Genomic DNA, 18,182 nt, shown 5'->3' on the forward strand with positions numbered 1-18,182 from the left:
TCAGCTTCACCGCACTGCTGCGACAGCACAGCGGCGAAGGTCTCTCACCTCCACTCGGAAAATCAGCGCCTCACGGCGCACGCGCACCGCGTCCCAGTCGCGTCCGGCGGGCCGCATCTCCCAGCGCATCCGTCCGGGCGGAATCTCCGGCCTCACTGCCCGGCCCCGTCCTCGTTGTCGCGGGGCCCGTGCTCGGCGCGGATGACGGCGTCGAGCACCACGTACAGCAGTCGTGCGTCGGTGAGCCCGTGCTCGGCCCAGCCCCGTACCCAGTGTGTGAAGCCCGATCGCGTGCACCAGCCGGGCGGAACCGTCACGTGCTGCGTAGTGCTGAGCAGTTGCACCCACGAGGTCTCCGGCACCACCCACCCCCGCGTCGCACCGGGCGGCACCAGCCACGTCATCCGGTGCCCGTACGGGTCCCGGATGACCGCCCCCGACTCCCTCCCGAGCCGGACCAGGACCCGGTCCCCCAGATACGCAGGCAACTGGCAGGCGTCCCAGTGGACTCCCGCAGGCTCCAGCTTGGAAGCAACCCCAGAAGGCGGAGCCCACGACGGAGTGCTCGTCACAATGCTCACCGGCCCGCTCCTGCAACAGAGTCGGACGGGGTATTAGCCTTCGGCATGTTGACGCTCCTCAATAGCGTTGGCCACGCCCCCGGACCGATGCCACGGTCGCGGGGGCACCTCGCTGTGATGCGGATGTGTCCTACGAGCATCAGGACGGCCATACCTTGAGAGAACCGCGCACGGGGTACCCCTGGCGCGGTTTTGGGGTACCCCGTGCGGCCAGCGGGGTACGCTTGAGGAATATCACTCCCGCCCTGGTAGGTGGCCATGGACGAACGAGTTGCGCGACGAGACGGCTATCCGCTAACACTTCCTGACGAGTTGCTCAACAGTGAGCCCATGCGGCGCGCTTGTGCCACACAGAACTTTCAGGAAATTTTTCGCCTGGTGAACAGGCGCACAGGCTCAAGTTATGCGGTCATGGCAGCAGCCATTGGAAAGATGACTAGCTCGCGTATCGGTGACGTGATCCGAGGAGTTCGACGTATCCGTAGCCAGGAAGTCATCCAGCGTATCGCTGATGGTTTCGGCATTCCTGGTGCAATGTTGGGGCTACCGGTTCGACCATGGGAGAGTTCCGACTTAAGTGCTGCCGATGCTCCTCTCAACCATTCTTATATGCCGCAAAAAGAGGAGGTGAACTCTGTGGACAGGCGCGGATTCGTCTCTTTCGGCACTGCTGCACTGGCAGCCAGCCAGTTGGGCCGAGGCGAACGTGTCATTGAAGCTTTAGATGTAGTCAATGCCGATAGCCCCAGCGCGCTTGCGGAAAGTCTTGGCGGAATTATCGAACACTACGCCTTGACGGTTTGCGCCACATCCTCGGAAGTTGTGTACGATGAAATTCTCCAGGTCAGGTCGTATGCAAGCGGAATTCTCAACCGTTCAGCAGCTCTTCGGCAGCGCAAAGATATTCACCTAGCTATCGGTTGGTTGTCTTGTCTGCTCGGAATCGCTGCAAGCGACATGGGGGCACACGCAGCGGCACATGTCTGGTGCGCCGACGCTGAGCGCCGGAGCCAGGACGAGGGACACCCGGAGCTGGCCGGATGGGGCATCCTGACGAGGTCCATGATTTCCTTCTACCAGGGGCGACCGCAGCAGTCTGTGATATTGGCTTCTCAGGGGAAGAATTCCACTGAGATGGGCACAGCGGCCCATGCCAAGCTAGCCGCACAGGAAATGCGGGCGGCAGCGATGACGGGTGACGCTCACCGGACGGAAGAGGCCAGGAAGCACGCCGCGAAGGCAATGGCGAAACTTCCTTCTGATAGCAAGACGATTGGTGCTTTCTCGATTCCTCCGGGAGAAGAGCCACCGTACACTGCAACGTCCTTGATGCTGCTCGGTCGTTTTCGAGAGTCTGTTTCTGCGACAGGCCGGGTAATCCAGACCGTCTACCAGTCCGAGGCGCGTCAACGCGGAGAGAATCCGTCCGGCTATTCGCGAGCACTGCTTATTCTTGCGCTCGCGCAAGCCGGAACCGGCAACCTCGATGAAGCAGTTTCTGCTGGCCATGCCGCCCTGGCCGGTAATCCCACATGGCCGACCTTGGCTCTCGCCGACAAACTCAATCAGACACTCGAACGTGACTTCAGCAATGCTTCCCAAGCGCAGGAATTTCACGCCCGGTATCTGGATGTGGCCCACAGTATGATCGGCGGCCATCCTCAGCCAACTCAATCTCCCGAGGGTTAAATGATCGACGAAGACCTCACTAGCGAGCAAATTGATGAGTTCACGGCATTCGTGGATATCGAAGCGCTGCCGCCTGAAGGTGAACCAACCGCGCACCTTATCTTCGGAACCTGCCAGGCTCAGCCCATTGAGATTGTGGCTGCGCGATACCATCAAGGGCTGGCACCCCTGATTATCGCGACCGGCGGCGTCAACCGCCACAACGGGGTTGTAGAAGGGCGAGAATTTCACAGACTGCTCATTGAACGTGGTGTTCCCGACACGGCTATCCGATATGAGGATACGTCTGCCAACACATGGCAGAACGTCGAGTTCTCCCTACCGTTCCTGCGTGAAGCTCTACAGCGCGGGTTGAAGATCACGGCTGTCAGCAAGTGGTACCACCGTCGCACTCTTCATGCCCTCGCAACCCTGCTGCCCGATATTGGTCCGTTCTACGGAGTCTCCTGGGAACCCGTTTATGCGGGCAAGCCAGTTACACGGGCTGATTGGCCATTTATCCCGGACGGCAAGCGCAGGGTTCTCCGCGAACGGGAGGAAGTGTCACGCGGCGTAGACGACGGCAGCTTCCGCGCGGCAAACCGTGTTGCAGGTGCCTGGCGCTGCTGAACTCTCGGGTCGGGCCGAGCGGTACCTCGCTGGCACCGGAGGGCCGTCCCAGCTCCGTGTCGAGGTTCCGTAGGCCTCGGTCTCGGCTGGGCGCGGGCAGCCCGCGCCCAGCCGATGTGCGGTCACCGTGGATCAGGCGTCAGGCGTCAGGCGTCAGACGGATCAGCGTTGCAGGGTGAGGAGGCCAGGGCGCCAGGGGAGTTGGTCGTAGGGGCCCCCGGCCGAGGGGGACTTGCCCTGGTAGAGGAACTGGAGGTTGCAGGGGTCGATGGTCATGGTCTGGTCGGGGTTGTTGCGGACGAGGTCGCCGTGGCTGATGTCGTTGGTCCAGGTGGCGCCGCTGTTGGCCTTGCCCGCGAAGGGGTTGCTCTCGCTCGCGGCCTGCGGGGTCCACGAGCCGTTCAGGCTGGAGGCGGTGAAGGAGCGGAAGTAGCGCCCGTTCGCGCCCATGGCCTCGACGATCATGAGGTACTTGTTCTGGCCCTGGAGCTTGTAGACCTGTACGCCCTCGAAGAGGTTGGCCTTCGTGTCGCTCATGACCGTCGTGTACGAGGAGCCGAAGCTGCCCGGGAAGTTCCCGATGGGCATGCTCGCCCGGTAGATCTTGCCGTTGTCACCGGCGAAGAACAGGTACATGTTCTGGCCGTCGGCGATCAGGGTCTGGTCGATCGGGCCGGTGTCGGAGCCGGAGATGCTGCCGGTGAACAGCGGCTGCGGCGACGACCAGCCGTTGGGGTTGGTGGGGTCGCTCGACGTGCGGTAGATGAACGGCCACGCACCCCACTGGTACGCCAGCACCCAGATGTTCTTGGGCGCGAAGTAGAACAGCGTGGGCGCCACCGCGGCCTGGTTCATTCCGGCCTGGTTGGCCGACGCCATGTCCGACCAGTTGCTGAAGGGGGCGAACCGCATCGAACCGTAGGACGATCCCGACACGTTGGACGCGTAGACCAGGCGTTTGCCGTTGTACATCACACTGGTGAAGTCCTTCAGGGAGACCCACCCGTTCGCGGGCTGCGCCAGCACACCCGTCGACGACCACCTGTACGTCGACGGGAGGGAGCACGCGGTGGTGGACGCCTGGGCCGGATTGTTGGCGACGAGCATCGCGGCTAACGAGACCAGGGCCGTCACCACGGCGGCGAGCACCCCTGGAAGAGCTTTGCGGCGGAGACTTCTTCTGCGCATGAGGACCTCTTGCTTCTTGAGTGAGCGGTTCCGGTCGGCCCTGCCAAAGGCTGTCCGGACTGGCGATGCCGAATTGGACCGTGGCGGTGGGGTCCTTGATGCGGGCGGTGTGAGCCGACGATGCCCTGTTGTGCGGGTGAAGCAACTTCGACACATGTTCGTCATATCGAACATGTGTCGAAGTGTCGAGCAATCTGGATGATAGGGAACCGGCGAACGGCGTCAATGCCTCTCGCGGAATTCGCGGGCGGCGACGCATCGGCGCCCGAGTCCGCCCGAGTCCGCCTGAGCCCGCCCGAGTCCGCCCGAGTCCGACCGCGCCTCCGGGCGCCCGCCTGCGAGGCTTGAGCGCGCGTACGCGGAGTGCCCGTGGCCGTGTTCGCGGTTCGCGACGTGGCACAGGCGTCACCCGTGACCTCCACGGCCCGCCCTTCGCGGCCGTATCCCGGGCGAAACCCGGTGGAAACCCCTCGTGTCCGGACAGCGTCCTACGCTCGGATCAGGGGCGTGTCAGGGGTGTGCCCGGGCGATCAGGCGGCCGGGGAGCCGAGCCGGGAGGCGACCAGAGTGGGGTCCGTGCCGAGAGCGGGGCAACTGCGGCCGGTGGCCGAAGGAGACGTCCGGCTGCGGCACCGGGTGGTGCACGGCTACCGCCGCGCGTACCGCACGGCGGGGGAGGGGCCCGCGATGGTGCTCCTCCACGGCATCGGCGACTCCTCGGCGACCTGGACCGGCGTCATCCCAGGGCTGGCCAGACGGCACACCGTCGTCGCCCCCGACCTGCTGGGGCACGGCGCCTCCGACAAGCCCCGCGCCGACTACTCCGTCGCCGCCTACGCGAACGGGCTCCGCGACCTGCTCGGGGCCCTCGGGATCGACCGCGCGACGCTGGTCGGGCACTCACTGGGCGGCGGTGTCGCGATGCAGTTCGCCTACCAGTTCCCCGAGCGCACCGAGCGGCTGGTGCTCGTCAGTACCGGCGGGGTGGGCGTCGAGGTCAACCCCGCGCTGCGCGCGGTCTCCCTGCCGGGCGCCGATCTGCTGCTGTCGGCACTCACGCTGCCGGGGATGCGCTGGCAGACCCGGGCGTTCGCCTGGCTGACGCGGCTGCTCGACACCGATCTCGGACAGGACGCGCCCGACCTGCTCAACCTCGTGGACGCACTGCCCGACGCCTCGGCGCGCAGCGCCTTCATCCGCACGCTGCGCGCCGTGGTCGACTGGCGCGGGCAGGTCGTGACCATGCTCGACCGCTGCTATCTGGCCGAGGGGATGCCCACGATGCTGCTGTGGGGCTCGCGGGACAGCGTGGTGCCCGTACGTCACGCGTACAGCGCGCACGCGGCGATGCCCGGCAGCAGGCTGGAGATCTTCGACGGGGTGGGCCACTTCCCCTTCCACACCGACCCGGCGGGTTTTCTCGCCCTCGTCGAGGATTTCGTCGATACGACCGACGCCGCCGACTGGAGCGCGGAGCGCTGGCAGGAACTGCTGCGCGCTGGCCGCCCCGGCACGGCGGCGGGGCGGCCCGACGACGCGTACAACCGCGCCGTCGAACGTGATCTGCGCGAGACGAGCGAGCGCAGCGCGACCTGACGGAACCGGGCCCCGTCAGCGCTCCCGCCCGTACGTCCGCACCGTCACACCGTTGCCGAAGGTGCGGACGGAGCCGAGGGTGAAGCGGTCGAGGCGGAAGGGCGAGGTGAACATGGGCAGGCCGGAGCCGAGGATCAGCGGGTAGGTCTTGATGACGAGTTCGTCCACCTCGTCGCGCAGTTCGCCCGCGAGGCGGGAGCCGCCGCACAGGTAGATGCCGAGTTCGCCCTCCTCGGCCTTCAGCTCGCGCACCTTCGCGGCCACGTCACCGGAGACGATCTCCACCGCCGGGTCCGGTGACTCCTTGAGGGTGTGCGAGGCCACGTACTGGCGCAGGTGCGCGTACGGGCTGGTGACGCCGATACCGAGGGCCAGGTCGTAGCTGGCCCGCCCCTGGATGATCGTGTCGAACCGCTTGTTCTCCAGCTCGTCGATGCCCAGTGGCTGCCGTCCGTGAGTGGGCAGGGTCTCCGGATACTCGGAGGTGAGGAACCCGAAGAACTCCTCGTCCACGTACTGGGTGAAGAACTCCGCGTCGCCGTCCGGGTCGCCGATGAACCCGTCGATCGAAGCGGCGATGAAGTAGCTGAGCTTTCGCAAGCCGGGCCCCCTGTGCTGTTGTCGTGGCTCCATATTAGAGAGCTTCGCCTCCGGAGGATGCCGCCTGTCGCCTGCCGCCGGTGTCCGTGACCATGCGGACGAGGGTGTCGACCAGCTCGTCGGGAGTGGTGCGCATCTTGTCGGTGCCGAGGTGGCCGCTCAGCTCCATGTCCGCGATGCCGTGGGCGCCGGCGAGCAGCAGCGCGCCGTAGTGCGGTGCGTTCCGCTCCCCGACGAGGCCGGTGACGATGGCCAGGAACTCGTCCTGGAAGCGCCCGGCCGCGCGGGCGCGGTCCGCGGTCGGGTCGTCCGCCGGGCCGCACAACTGACGGCGGACGCGGCCGAGTCCTTCGCCGAGTTCTTCGGGGCGGTGTCCCGGGCGCCTGAACAGCATCTGGTACAGGTGCGGTTGGTCCCGGCCGACGCCGATGAGGATCCGGAGAGCGCCGCGCAGCCTCTCGGCGGCCGACAGGGCGGTGTCGGCACGCAGGGCGTGGACCTGGTCGGCGATCCGCTCCCAGCTCTCGGTCGCGACGGCTGTCAGCAGGCTGTCCTTGCCCGTGAAGTGCCGGTACGGCGCCCCCCGGCTCACGCCTGCCCGCGCGCCCACCTCGCGCAGGGGCGGCGGCAAGTACGCCATGGCCACATACGGTGCTTACGCGGGCGCGAAGTTCGCCCTGGAGGCCGTCAGCGACTCGCTCCGCCGTGAGGTGGGGCCGCTGGGCGTACAGGTGGTCGTGGTCGAGCCCGGCGGCGTCCGCACGGAGATCGCCGCCCGAGGGGCCGCGACGGCGAACGACCTGGCGGCCCGGATGACACCGGAGCAGCACGAGCGCTACGGCGGTCTGGTCCGGGCGAACAACGAGCTGATGGCCTCGGGCACCGCGTCGGGGCTGACCGCCGACGCCGCAGCGCGGGTCATCGTGAAGGCCGTGACGGCCCGTCGGCCACGCACCCGCTACACCGCGGGCCGGGACGCCGCCCTGATCATGCGCCTGGGCCCGCTGCTGCCCGACCGCGCGCTCGACCGCGTCCTGGCCGCCAACCTGCGCCGCCACTCCCCGAAGGGAGCCTCGGAGCGCCCCGCCTCGCACTCCGCCGCGAACTCCGCCTCGCACCCTCGTTGACCCGGGCGCACACCGCCGCCCGGCCCCTTCGCGGGGACCGGGCGGCGGGGTGCTGTCGTGCGGAGCGCGCTACGTGCTCACGGGTTGATGGTGATTTTGAAGGTGGAGGTGGTGTTCTTGACGTCCTGTGCGTTGCCGCTCATGCGGAGGCCGTTGAAGGTGACCTCGCCCACCGCCGGGCCCTGCCCCGCCTCGGGCATCTCGTTGGCCCAGATGCCGAAGCCGGACTTGGCGTCGTACGCGTCGCCGCTCTTGCGCGCTCCGGTGATGGAGATGTCACTGAACACCGTGTCCTTGACGGGGAACTGCGGTTGCCCTCCCACGTAGTTGGTCTGGAACATGACGCCGTGGTACGTCGGATCGACGATGTCCACGTTGTTGACGCGGATGCCCTGGAACACCTTCGAGGCCGAGAAGCACCAGATCCCGGGGAAGGTCTGGGAGCCCCAGAAATGGCCGCCCGCTCTGACGATCGAGATGTTGTCGAAGGTCGTCGGATCGGTACCGAAGCCGTTCATCGGGTAGCCGAAGTCCAGTGAGCTGATGGTGATTCCGGAGTACACCAGCGTGTCCGCGATATGGATGTTGCGGAAGGTGTTGTTGTAGCCGCCGTAGACGGCCACACCCGCCGCGCGCCAGGTCAGGACCGACGTCAGGTTCTCGTAGACGTTGTCCTTCATGTCGGCCCCTCCCGCGTCGATCGCCGAGAAGAGCGCGAAGCTGTCGTCACCCGTGGCCCGCGCCTCGTTGTTGGAGACGAGGTTGTCGGTGCTGCCGTTCGTCATGTTGATGCCGTCGGCGAACATGTTGCGGATACGGGAGTTCTTGATCGTCACCTTGTCGGTGTTCGCGCCCCAGTAGAGGCACACCATGTGCTCGTTCCACACGTTGTCGATGACGATGTCGGAGACGTTGGAGAAGTCGAAGACCTTCCCCGGGCCGTCGATGCGTGAGGTGTAGTTGCCGAAGTAGGCGAAGTCCGAGAACGAGGACCCCTTCGCCGTGTTGTCGGCGCGGAAGCCGATGTCGGTGTTCTCCTGGCCCGACGGGGCGTGGAAGCGGGTGTACCACGGTCCGGCGCCCACCACCTTCACGGCCTTTCCGTAGACCTGGAACTTGCTGGACGTCTGGTAGTCGCCCGCGGGCAGGTACACCCCGACGAGCTTCCCCGTGGTGTCCATCCGCACCCGGTCCAGCGCGTTCTGCACGTCCTGGTGGCTGAACCCGGCCGGGACCGCGTACGCGGCGGGGTCCGGGTTGGGGTTCTGCGTGGCCTGTTCCAGGCTGACGAAGTCGATCGCGTACTTCGAGGTGTTGGCGCTGTCCTTCTGGAGCTTGATCTTGCTGCCCGCCGGGACGGTTTTGCCCAGCTTGACGTTGGCCTCGTCGTAGATGTGCCGTGCCGGGCCCGCGCTCGGTGAGTTGCCCGGACCGGCCTCGGCCCCGTACAGCCAGGCGTACTTGGAGGTGAGGTCGATGGACTTGAGGAACGTGCCGTCGACGTAGACGTTCAGCGTCGCGTCGATGCCGCCGCCGCCCGGAGCGTCCGGGATGGAGTAGCGGGTGACCAGCGTGTTCGTGGCGGCCTTGGCCGTGAACTCCACCGACTCTCCGGTGTTGTTCAGTGTCACCGCCTTGCGCCCGGACGCCTCGCCCGCGACATCGCCGACGGTGCGGTTGGGCCCGACGACCTTCGCGCCGCCGCCCGTCGCGCCGTCCTCCGCCTCGTATGTGTCGTACGGCATGTCGGCGCCGCGCCCCACGAAGAGGGACTCGGTGCGGGTGTTGTTCTCCCGCTTGACCGGCAGTTCGTTGGCGTCGTCCGCGACGACCGTCTTCACCGAGAACTTGCCGTTGGCCGCCGTCCATGTGCCCAGCCGCACCGGCTCCGTTGTGCTGCCCTCGCCGATCGTGCCCGTGTGGGAGCCGGTGAGGGTGCGCACGCTCTGGCCCTTGTCGTCGAACACCTCCAGGGAGATGCCGTGTGCCCCGTCGGCCGAGGCACGTGTGCCCTGGTTCTTCAGCGCGACGGAGAAGGTGACGGTGTCACCGCTCGACGGCGAACCCGGCGACCAGCTCACCTGGGGGACCAGGTCGGAGCTGGAGACGGGCTTGACGACCAGCGGATCGGGGCTGGTGTAGGTGTTGTTGGTGTCGTTCTGCTCGATGACCTCCTCCGCCTCGTCCACGACGGCGCTCAGCGCGTAACTGCCCGCCTCCCGCTCGCCGATCTCCTTGCTGACGGTCGCCGACGCACCGGCGGCCAGCGCGCCCACCGAAGCGGTGCCGACCTTGGTGTCGCCGAGCCGGAAGGCGACATCGGTCGCCGGGGACGCCTCGGTGCCGCTGTTGCGCACCGTGGCCGACAGGGTCACCTTGTCCGTCTCGACGGGTGCCGAGGGCGAGGCGGTCAGACCGGTGATCTCCAGATCGGGGTTGGGCGCGGCCACGCCGTTGACCTGGAACTCCGCGATCTGCCCTGCCGGTGCCCCGCTGTTCGCGGTGAACTTCAACTGCACGTCGGCGACCCGCGCCCCGACGGGAACCGTAACGGTGTTCCCGCTGGACGGCTTGAACGCGTACTCCCTCGCGGCCACCAGGCCGCTGTACGTGGACGCCTTCTGCTCGCGGCCCAGCACCTGGATCGTCTGGGTGCGGTCGCCCCAGGCACTGTCCGGGTTCAGCTTGAGCACCAGTTCGCTGACGTCCGCGTTGGCGCCCAGCTTCACGGTGAGCGTCTGCGGATAGCTGCCGCCCGCTCCCTCCCAGTACGTCGAGGTGCTGTTGTCGTTCGCGTTCGACGCGACGTAGGTGTGCACGTACGACGACGCCGTGATCGGCTTGCCGACGGCCAGGTTGGAACCCTCGCCTGAGGACCCGGTGCGGGTGACGGTGTTGCTCTCGGGGGAGACGTTGCCCGCCGCGTCCTTGGCGCGCACGTGGTAGGAGACGGTGGTGCCCGCCGGCTGGGTGGTGTCGGTGTACGTCGTCACCTCGCCCGCGACACTCTTGAGCAGTTTGTTGTGCGCGTAGATGTCGTAGCCGGTGACCTTCACGTTGTCGCTCGACGGCTGCCAGCTCAGCTTGATCTGCCCGGCGGCCGGTTCGCTGAGGGTCAGCCCCGAGGGTGCGGTGGGTGCCTGCGTGTCACCGCCCGAGCCCTCGCGGGTGACGGTGTTGCTGTCGGGGGAGACGTTGCCCGCCGCGTCCCTGGCCCGTACGTGGTAGGAGACGGTGGTGCCCTTCGGCTGGGTGTCGGTGTACGTGGTGACATCGCCGCCCACGCTGGTGCGCAGCTCGCCGTTGGCGTAGATGTCGTAGCCCGTGACCTTCACATTGTCGGTGGCGGCCTCCCAGGTGAGCCTGATCTGCCCGTCGGACGGCTCGGTGTACGCCAGCTTCGCGGGCGCGCTGGGCGCCTGGGTGTCGCCGCCCGTCGGGCCGTAGACCTCCAGCTCGGCGAGCTGCCCGGCGTGCTGGACGGTGTTGGCGCTGACCTGCACGCGCACGTAGCGCGTCGTGGTGGTGTCGAAGGGGATCGTCACCGTTCCCTCGTTCGAGGGCTCGAAGGTGTATGCCTTCGAGGCCGACAGATCCGTGAACGTCTCCCCGTTCTGGCTGCCCTGGAGCTTCAGCGTCTGCTCGCGGCTCTCCCAGTGTGCGGGCAGCCGCAGGGTGACGCGGTCCACGCGCACCGAGGCACCGAGGTCGGCCTGGATCCACTGGGGGAGGTCACCGTTCTCGCTCTCCCAGTAGCTCTTCCGGTCGCCGTCGCCCGCGTTGGCCGCCGCATAGGTCTGGGTGACGCTGCTGGCCGTGAGCTTCTTGCCCTCGGCGAGGTTCGCCGTGGACTCCCCGGCCCCGTGCACCTCCAGCTCGGCGAGCTGCCCCGCCTTCCAGCCCGTGTTGGCCGTGATGTTCAGCCGTACGAAGCGGGTCTGGGCCGCGGGGAAGGACACCTTCACGGTATTGGCCGCACCGGGGGTGAAGGAGCGCTCAGCCGAGGCGTCGAGGGTCGTGAAGCTCGTCCCGTCGGCGCTGCCCTGCACGGAGAGGGTCTGCTTCCGCGCCTCCCAGCCCGGCGGGAGCTTGAGGACGACCTCGTCCACGCGGGTGCTACGGGCGAGGTCGGCCTGCACCCACTGCGGGAAGCCGCCGCCCCCGCCCTCCCAGTACGTCGACGGGTCGCCGTCGGTGATGTGCGCGGCGCCGTGTGCGCTCTCGGAGCTGCTCGCCGACGCCTTCTTGCCCGCCGCGAGGTCGGGCCCGCCCACGGCAGAGGCGGTGAGCGCGGGCACGCAGAGCAGGGCCATGCTCAGCGCGACGAGTACGGCAGCCGCCCGCCGCCGTACTCCCGGGGACCGCCGGAGCCGTTCACCCGGCCGTTGTCGTTCCGGGGGAGGTCCGCTCGTTGGTCGTCTTCGCATCTGTCTCTCCTCCTGTTCGCCGTGCGGGAGTGATCCGTGCTGTACGGGGGGCGTCCCGGCGGTCCGGCCGGTCCCGGCGAGTTCCCGGCGGGACGCGTCAGGCGCGGAGCCAGGCCGCCGTGTCCCGGGGGAGGCGGCCGTCCTCGTCCAGGGGGCCGCTCGTGAGCAGAACGCCGGTGTGGCCGGGGAGCGCGGCGGGCTCGTCGGCGAGGTTGACGACGCAGACGAGCCCTTCGGTACGGGTGAAGGAGAGGACGCCCCGCTCGGCGGGGAGCCAGCGCAGCGGCCCGTCCCCGAAGCCCGGTTCCGTGCGCCGGATGCGCAGGGCCGCGCGGTACAGGCTCAGCATCGAGCCGGGGTCGGCGGCCTGCCGGTCGGCGGCGTAGGACGGCCAGTCCTCGGGCTGCGGCAGCCACGGCTCGTCCGTCGAGCCGAACCCGGACCAGGGCGCGCCCTCGTTCCAGGGCAGCGGCACCCGGCAGCCGTCGCGTCCCGGGTCGGTGCCTCCGGTGCGGAAGTGCATCGGGTCCTGGATGCGGTCGCGGGGGATGTCGGCCTCGGGCAGGCCCAGCTCCTCGCCCTGGTAGAGGTAGACGGAGCCGGGGAGGGCGAGGGAGAGCAGCGCCGCCGCACGTGCCCTGCGGGTGCCGAGCGCCAGGTCGGTGGGGGTGCCGAACTCCTTGGCCGCGAAGTCGAAGCCGGTGTCGGCGCGGCCGTAGCGGGTGACGGTGCGTGTCACGTCGTGGTTGCACAGCACCCAGGTGGCCGGGGCGCCGACGGGGGCGTGCTCGGCGAGGGTGTCGTCGATGGCGGCACGCAGCCTCGCCGGGTCCCAAGGGCAGCTCATGAACGCGAAGTTGAAGGCGGTGTGCAGCTCGTCGGGGCGCAGGTAGCGGGCGAAGCGCTCCGCATCGGGCAGCCACACCTCGCCGACGAAGATGCCGCCGAACTCGTCGGCGATGGCACGCCACGAGCGGTAGATGTCGTGCAGTTCGTCGCGGTCTATGTAGGGGTGCGGATCCCTGCCTTCGGTGAAGTCGGGCAGTGCGGGGTCCTTGGCGGGCAGCGCCGCCGAGTCGATACGTACGCCCGCCGCGCCGCGCTCGAACCAGAACCGCAGTACATCCTCGTGCTCCTCGCGCACGGCGGGGTGCGCCCAGTTCAGGTCGGGCTGCTGCGGGGTGAACAGGTGCAGGTACCACTCGCCGTCGGGCACCCGGGTCCACGTCTCGCCGCCGAACTGCGAGGGCCAGTCGTTGGGCGGCAGCTCGCCGTGCTCCCCGCGCCCGGCCCTGAAGTGGAACAGCTCGCGCTCGGGGCTGCCGGGCCCGGCGGTTAGCGCGGCACGGAACCAGGGGTGCTGGTCTGAGACGTGGTTGGGGACGATGTCGACGATGCTGCGGATGCCGAGCTGCCGTGCCTCGGCGATCAGCTTCTCCGCCTCGGCGAGGGTACCGAAGGCGGGGTCGATGGTGCGGTAGTCGGCCACGTCGTAGCCGCCGTCGGCGAGCGGTGAGAGGTACCAGGGCGTGAACCACAGCGCATCGACGCCCAGTTCGGCGAGGTAGGGGAGCTTCGCCCGTACGCCCGCGAGGTCGCCGGTGCCGTCGCCGTCACCGTCGGCAAAGCTGCGGACGTACACCTGGTAGATGGCGGCCGAACGCCACCAGTCGTCGGTGGCCTCTGCCGGACGGTTCGCTGCCACGTGTGGGTCCTTTCGGGCGTGGGCGGTGGGCCCCGCGGCCTGTGCTCGCCGGGGGAGGGTGGGACGTGCGGTGTGGAGCGGGACGGTGCGACGGGGGAAGGGCTCAGCCCTTGGTGGCTCCGGCGCCGATGCCCGCGATGATGTGCCGCTGGAAGACGAGGAACAGCGTGACCATCGGGACGCTGGCGATGACCATGGCGGCGATGAGCTGGCTGAGCGGCATGGCCTGCGCCTGCTGGACGAGCGCGACGCTGATCGGCAGCTTGGTGGTGTCGGAGAAGACCATCAGCGGCCAGAGGAAGTCCTGCCAGACCGCGACCAGCGCGAAGATGGACACCACGCCGAGCACGGGGCGCGACATGGGCAGCACGATCGACCAGAGCGTCCGCAGTCTGCCCGCGCCGTCGATCTCGGCGGCCTCCAGCACATCGCGGGGCAACTGGTCGAAGAAGCGCTTGAGCAGGTAGAGGTTGAAGGCGTTGGCGACGGCGGGCAGCCAGATCGCCAGCGGGTCGTTGAGCAGGTTGGTGTGGATGAGCGGCAGCTCGGCGACCGTCAGATACTTCGGTACGACCAGCGCCTGGGCCGGAACCATCAGCGTGGCCAGGATGCCGCCGAGGATGACCTTGGAGAAGGCGGGCTTCAGCCTGGAGAGCGCGTAGGCGGCGGCCGTGCAGAAGACGAGCTGGAGCAGCCACGCGCCCGACGCCTGGAACACCGTGTTGGTGAGGTGCCTGGCCAGGCCCATGCTGGCCCACGCGTCCGCGTAGTTGGCGGGGTCGAACTTCTCCGGGAACAGCGTCGGCGGCGTGCGCACCAGCTCGTCCGGGTGCTTCGTCGCGCCGGAGACCATCCAGTAGACGGGGAAGAGGAAGGCCAGCCCGAAGGCGAGGACGACGCCGCTGAACACGCTCCAGTAGGCGGCCCTGCCCCGGCGGCTCGCGAGGGCGAGCGGCGAGACGAGGGTGCGCACGGCACGGGCCCGGTCCTGGGCGCTGGTTCCGGTTCTGGTTCCTGCTCCGGTTCTGGTTCTGGTTGCGACTCTGGTTCTGGCACTCATCAGTCCGGGTCTCCTGATCTGGTGAACCGCAGATAGAGCGCGGAGAAGGCGCTGAGCAGGGCGAGCAGCAGCACGCTGAGCGCGCAGGCGCCGCCGAAGTCGTTGTAGAGGAAGGCGTACTTGTAGATGAGGTAGAGCACGGTGACCGTCGAGTTCTCCGGGCCGCCGCCCGTGATCACGAACGGCTCGGTGAAGATCTGCATCGTCGCGATGATCTGAAGCAGCATCAGCATGAGGATGATGAAGCGGGTCTGCGGGACGGTGACGTGCCGTATGCGCTGCCAGATGTTCGCACCGTCCAGCTCGGCCGCCTCGTACAGCTCCCCTGGTATGCCCTGGAGCGCGGCGAGGTAGATGAGGACGGTGCCGCCCATGTTGGCCCACGTCGCGACGATGACGAGGGAGACGAGCGCGGTGTCGGCGCCGTTGGACCAGTTCGACGTCGGCAGGTGCAGGAAGCGCAGCGCCTCGTTGGCCAGCCCCGCACCCGGATCGTAGAACCACTTCCACAGCAGCGCGCTGACCACGGGCGGGATCATGACGGGCAGATAGACCACGACGCGGAAGAACGCCCTGGCGTGCCGCAGTTCGTTGAGCACCAGCGCCATGAGGAACGGCACGGCGAACCCGATCAGCAGCGCGAGCAGCGTGAAGGTGAGGGTGTTGCGCCAGGCGGCGGCGAACTCGGGGTCCTGGAAGACGCGGGTGAAGTTGGCGGTGCCGACCCACTCGGGGGCCGCGCCCGGGGTGTACTTCTGGAAGGCGATGACCACGGCGCGGATCGCCGGGTACCAGGAGAACAGCGCGAAGCAGAGCAGGCCGCCCGCCAGGAAGGCGTACGCCCTGGCCTGGTCGCCGAGCCTGCGGCGCAGCCGCGCGCGTCGCCCGCCGGGGCCGGTTCCGGGACGGTGCCGGTGGCTGTTCGCGGGCCCGCCCCCGTGGCCTGCGCGCGGGGCGGCCGGGGCACCGGACAGCGGGGACGTCGACGGGGCCGTGGAGGCGGGCGACGCCGCCCCTCTCTGGACGGTCCTCATCCGGCCTCAGCCCCTGGCCAGCACGCCGTCGATCTTGCTGTCCGCTTCTTTGAGCAGCGCGTCGATGTCCGCGTCCTCCTTGGTGAGGACAGCGGAGACGGCGCCGTCGAGGACGGAGTAGATCTGCTGTGCCTTGGGCGGCTCGATCTTCATCGTCAGGTCCTGGTTGCCCTCGGTGAACGAGCGGTAGTTGCCGACCGGCACGTTGGCGTACTTCTTCTTGATCTCCTGGTCCTTGGCGTCGCTCTCGCCGGTCCACAGCCGCGGCTCGGGCAGGCCGACGGGCGTCTTGAGCTTCGCGGCACGCTCGTAGTCACCGAGGAAGCCCTGTCCGGGGGTCAGGAACATGTGGTCGAGCCACTTCAGGCCCGCGCGGATCTGCTCCGGGCTGGCTTTCTTGTTGAACATGTAGCCGTCGCCGCCGATGAGCGTGCCCTCACCGCCGGGCATGGGCGCCAGCGCCAGGTCCTTGTACGAGCCCTTGAACTGCTTGACGATCAGTGGGATGTTGTCGGGCGCCGCGAGGTACATGCCGAGCTTGCCCGAGCCCATCATCTGCTGGACGTCGTTGATGATGAGCAACTGCTTGCTGCCCATGGAGTCGTCGCGCCAGCGCATGTCCTTGAGGTTCTGGAGCCACGCCTTGCCCTCGGGGGTGTTGACGGTGGCCTTCTTGCCGTCCTCGCTGACGACGTCGCCGCCCTGTGCGTAGACCCCCGCCGTGAAGTGCCAGCCGCCCTGGTTCTGGGCGCTGTAGTCGGCGTAGCCGACGTAGTCCTCGCCGAGCGCCGCGATCTTCTTGGCGGCCGCCCTGACCTCTTCCCAGGTGGCGGGGGGCTCGTCGGGGTCGAGCCCGGCCTTCTCGAACAGCTCGCGGTTGTAGAGCAGGCCCATCGAGTAGTTGGTGCGGGGGATGCCGTAGACCTTGCCGTCGACCGTGTAGATGTCCTTGAGCTGCCGCTGGATGTCCTCGTACCCCTTCAGCTCCTTGAGGTACGGGGTCAGATCGGCGGCCTGGTTGATGTCCACGACGTGCTCGGCGTCGGTGAAGTACGTGTAGAAGACGTCCTCCATCTGCCCGCCGGACAGCTTCGCCTCGAAGGTCTTGGGGTCCTGGCAGGGGAAGGCGTCGTGGACGGTGACGTCGATGTCCGGGTTCAGCTTCTCGAACCGCGCGACGTCCTGCTCGAAGATCTTCCGGTCGGTCTTGGCGCTCTTGGGCGGCATGCAGTTGGCGGTGATACGGGTCTTGCCCCCTGCCGCGTCGTCACCGCCGGCGCCGCACCCGGCGAGGGCCAGCACCAGCGCGGACGCGGTCAGCGGGACGAGGGCGATACGCGTACGGCCGAACCCGGAGCTTCTCATCGGTGGACCCCTCTTGGGCAGGAGCGTGGGAAGCCCACAGCCCAACGCTGTGTGGCGGGCCACACTCAAGCACCGCCCACAGAGGAGCGCAAGATGTCGCGCGAGAAGTGAAATTGCCTGACAACTACCTGAGAGAGTTCCGCGAGACCTGTGCCGTAGAGCCGCGCACCACCAGTTCCGGCTCGAAGAGCAGCTCGCCCGGCGGCACCGAACCGCCCTGGATCTGCGCCGTCAGCATCTCCACCGCGGCCCGTCCCATCGCCTCGATGGGCTGGTGCACGGTGGTCAGCGGCGGCTCGGTGCAGCTCATGAAGGCCGAGTCGTCATAGCCGACGACCGACACGTCACCCGGCACGTCAAGACCCCGCCGCCGCGCGGCGCGCACCGCGCCCAGCGCGAGCGGGTCGCTGGCGCACACCAGGCCCGTCACGCCGCGCGCGAGCAGCCGTGATGCCGCGGCCTGGCCGCCTTCGAGGGAGAACAGGGCCCGCTCCACGTACTCGTCGGGCAGCTCCCCGGCCGCCGTGCCCGCGCCCGTGGCTGTTCCCGCGCTCGCGCACGCGCGAGCCGCGGCCAGCTTGCGCTGCGAGGGCACATGGTCGGACGGGCCGAGCACCAGGCCGATGCGCTCGTGCCCGAGCGAGACCAGGTGCCGCCACGCCTGCTCGACGGCCACCGCGTCGTCGCAGGCCACACAGGGGAAGTCGAGGTGCTCGATGGCCGCGTTGATGAGGACGGCAGGGATCTTGCGCTCGGCCAACTGCTGGTAGTGGCCGTGCGGCGCGCTCGCCTGCGCGAACAGCCCGCCAGCGAACACCACGCCCGACACCTGCTGCTGGAGCAGCAGTTCCACGTAGTCCGCCTCGGAGACGCCGCCCTTGGTCTGGGTGCACAGCACGGGGGTGAGGCCCTGCTGCGCGAGTGCTGCGCCGATCACCTCGGCGAAGGCGGGGAAGATCGGGTTCTGCAACTCGGGGAGGACGAGGCCGACGAGCCGGGCCCGTTCGCCGCGCAACTGCGTCGGCCGCTCGTACCCGAGCACGTCCAGCGCCGACAGTACGGCCTGCCGCGTCGCGTCGGAGACCCCCGGCTTGCCATTGAGGACCCGGCTGACCGTGGCCTCGCTGACCCCGACCTTCTTCGCCACCTGAGCAAGTCGTCGCGTCATGAACGCAAGAATAACGCAAACGATGCAAGCGGC

At 68.3% G+C, this 18,182-nt stretch carries 13 protein-coding genes and 1 pseudogene; 4 read left to right on the top strand and 10 right to left on the bottom strand.

Going from position 1 to position 18,182, the window contains the following annotated elements; all coding sequences use genetic code 11:
- Positions 1-152: 152 nt before the first annotated feature.
- The gene (locus ACYVOO_RS27710; RefSeq protein WP_461018442.1) at positions 153-581 is read right to left on the bottom strand and encodes a hypothetical protein; all 429 of its coding nucleotides are present in this window, start codon (positions 579-581) and stop codon (positions 153-155) included.
- Between the two features lie 258 nt (positions 582-839).
- Here ACYVOO_RS27710 and ACYVOO_RS27715 point away from each other — a divergent pair, with 258 nt between their 5' ends.
- Together ACYVOO_RS27715 and ACYVOO_RS27720 are read left to right on the top strand one after the other, a co-directional pair.
- Positions 840-2,270: a hypothetical protein gene (locus tag ACYVOO_RS27715; RefSeq protein ID WP_461018443.1), complete on the top strand. Its 1,431-nt coding sequence runs from the start codon at positions 840-842 to the stop codon at positions 2,268-2,270.
- Positions 2,271-2,879 (top strand): YdcF family protein, encoded by a 609-nt coding sequence (locus ACYVOO_RS27720; protein ID WP_461018444.1) that lies wholly within the window; start codon positions 2,271-2,273, stop codon positions 2,877-2,879. It abuts the gene before it with no gap.
- A gap of 162 nt (positions 2,880-3,041) precedes the next feature.
- On the opposite strand, the pseudogene ACYVOO_RS27725 reads toward ACYVOO_RS27720, so the two are convergent.
- Positions 3,042-3,944, bottom strand: a pseudogene (locus ACYVOO_RS27725) (non-reducing end alpha-L-arabinofuranosidase family hydrolase); the annotation flags it as partial.
- Between the two features lie 699 nt (positions 3,945-4,643).
- Here ACYVOO_RS27725 and ACYVOO_RS27730 point away from each other — a divergent pair.
- The gene (locus ACYVOO_RS27730) at positions 4,644-5,663 is read left to right on the top strand and encodes an alpha/beta fold hydrolase (protein ID WP_461018445.1); all 1,020 of its coding nucleotides are present in this window, start codon (positions 4,644-4,646) and stop codon (positions 5,661-5,663) included.
- 15 nt (positions 5,664-5,678) lie between these two features.
- On the opposite strand, the gene ACYVOO_RS27735 is transcribed toward ACYVOO_RS27730, so the two are convergent.
- Both ACYVOO_RS27735 and ACYVOO_RS27740 read right to left on the bottom strand, forming a co-directional pair.
- Positions 5,679-6,263, bottom strand: a complete 585-nt coding sequence (locus tag ACYVOO_RS27735) for a dihydrofolate reductase family protein (protein WP_461018446.1) — start codon at positions 6,261-6,263, stop codon at positions 5,679-5,681.
- A gap of 34 nt (positions 6,264-6,297) precedes the next feature.
- Positions 6,298-6,903, bottom strand: coding sequence for a TetR/AcrR family transcriptional regulator (locus ACYVOO_RS27740; protein ID WP_461018447.1), 606 nt, complete (start codon positions 6,901-6,903; stop codon positions 6,298-6,300).
- Between ACYVOO_RS27740 and ACYVOO_RS27745 the strand changes: the two genes are divergently transcribed.
- Positions 6,902-7,390: an SDR family NAD(P)-dependent oxidoreductase gene (locus ACYVOO_RS27745; protein ID WP_461018448.1), complete on the top strand. Its 489-nt coding sequence runs from the start codon at positions 6,902-6,904 to the stop codon at positions 7,388-7,390. The genes ACYVOO_RS27740 and ACYVOO_RS27745 overlap by 2 nt on opposite strands.
- Before the next feature lie 77 nt (positions 7,391-7,467).
- On the opposite strand, the gene ACYVOO_RS27750 is transcribed toward ACYVOO_RS27745, so the two are convergent.
- From ACYVOO_RS27750 to ACYVOO_RS27775, 6 genes are all read right to left on the bottom strand, one after another.
- A complete protein-coding gene (locus ACYVOO_RS27750; RefSeq protein ID WP_461018769.1) occupies positions 7,468-11,703 on the bottom strand; it encodes a discoidin domain-containing protein in 4,236 nt (1,411 codons plus the stop codon).
- Between the two features lie 211 nt (positions 11,704-11,914).
- The gene (locus ACYVOO_RS27755) at positions 11,915-13,522 is read right to left on the bottom strand and encodes a glycoside hydrolase family 13 protein (RefSeq protein ID WP_461018449.1); all 1,608 of its coding nucleotides are present in this window, start codon (positions 13,520-13,522) and stop codon (positions 11,915-11,917) included.
- Positions 13,523-13,625: 103 nt separating this feature from the next.
- Positions 13,626-14,582, bottom strand: a complete 957-nt coding sequence (locus ACYVOO_RS27760; RefSeq protein WP_461018450.1) for a carbohydrate ABC transporter permease — start codon at positions 14,580-14,582, stop codon at positions 13,626-13,628.
- Positions 14,582-15,616: a carbohydrate ABC transporter permease gene (locus ACYVOO_RS27765; RefSeq protein WP_461018451.1), complete on the bottom strand. Its 1,035-nt coding sequence runs from the start codon at positions 15,614-15,616 to the stop codon at positions 14,582-14,584. Before ACYVOO_RS27765 ends, ACYVOO_RS27760 begins: the two co-directional genes overlap by 1 nt.
- Positions 15,617-15,622: 6 nt before the next feature.
- Entirely contained in the window at positions 15,623-16,981 is a 1,359-nt protein-coding gene (locus ACYVOO_RS27770) for an ABC transporter substrate-binding protein (protein WP_461018452.1), read from the bottom strand.
- A 124-nt stretch (positions 16,982-17,105) separates the two neighbouring features.
- Positions 17,106-18,149, bottom strand: a complete 1,044-nt coding sequence (locus ACYVOO_RS27775; RefSeq protein WP_461018453.1) for a LacI family DNA-binding transcriptional regulator — start codon at positions 18,147-18,149, stop codon at positions 17,106-17,108.
- Between the last annotated feature and the right edge of the window lie 33 nt (positions 18,150-18,182).

This window comes from Streptomyces daliensis, from assembly GCF_054782395.1.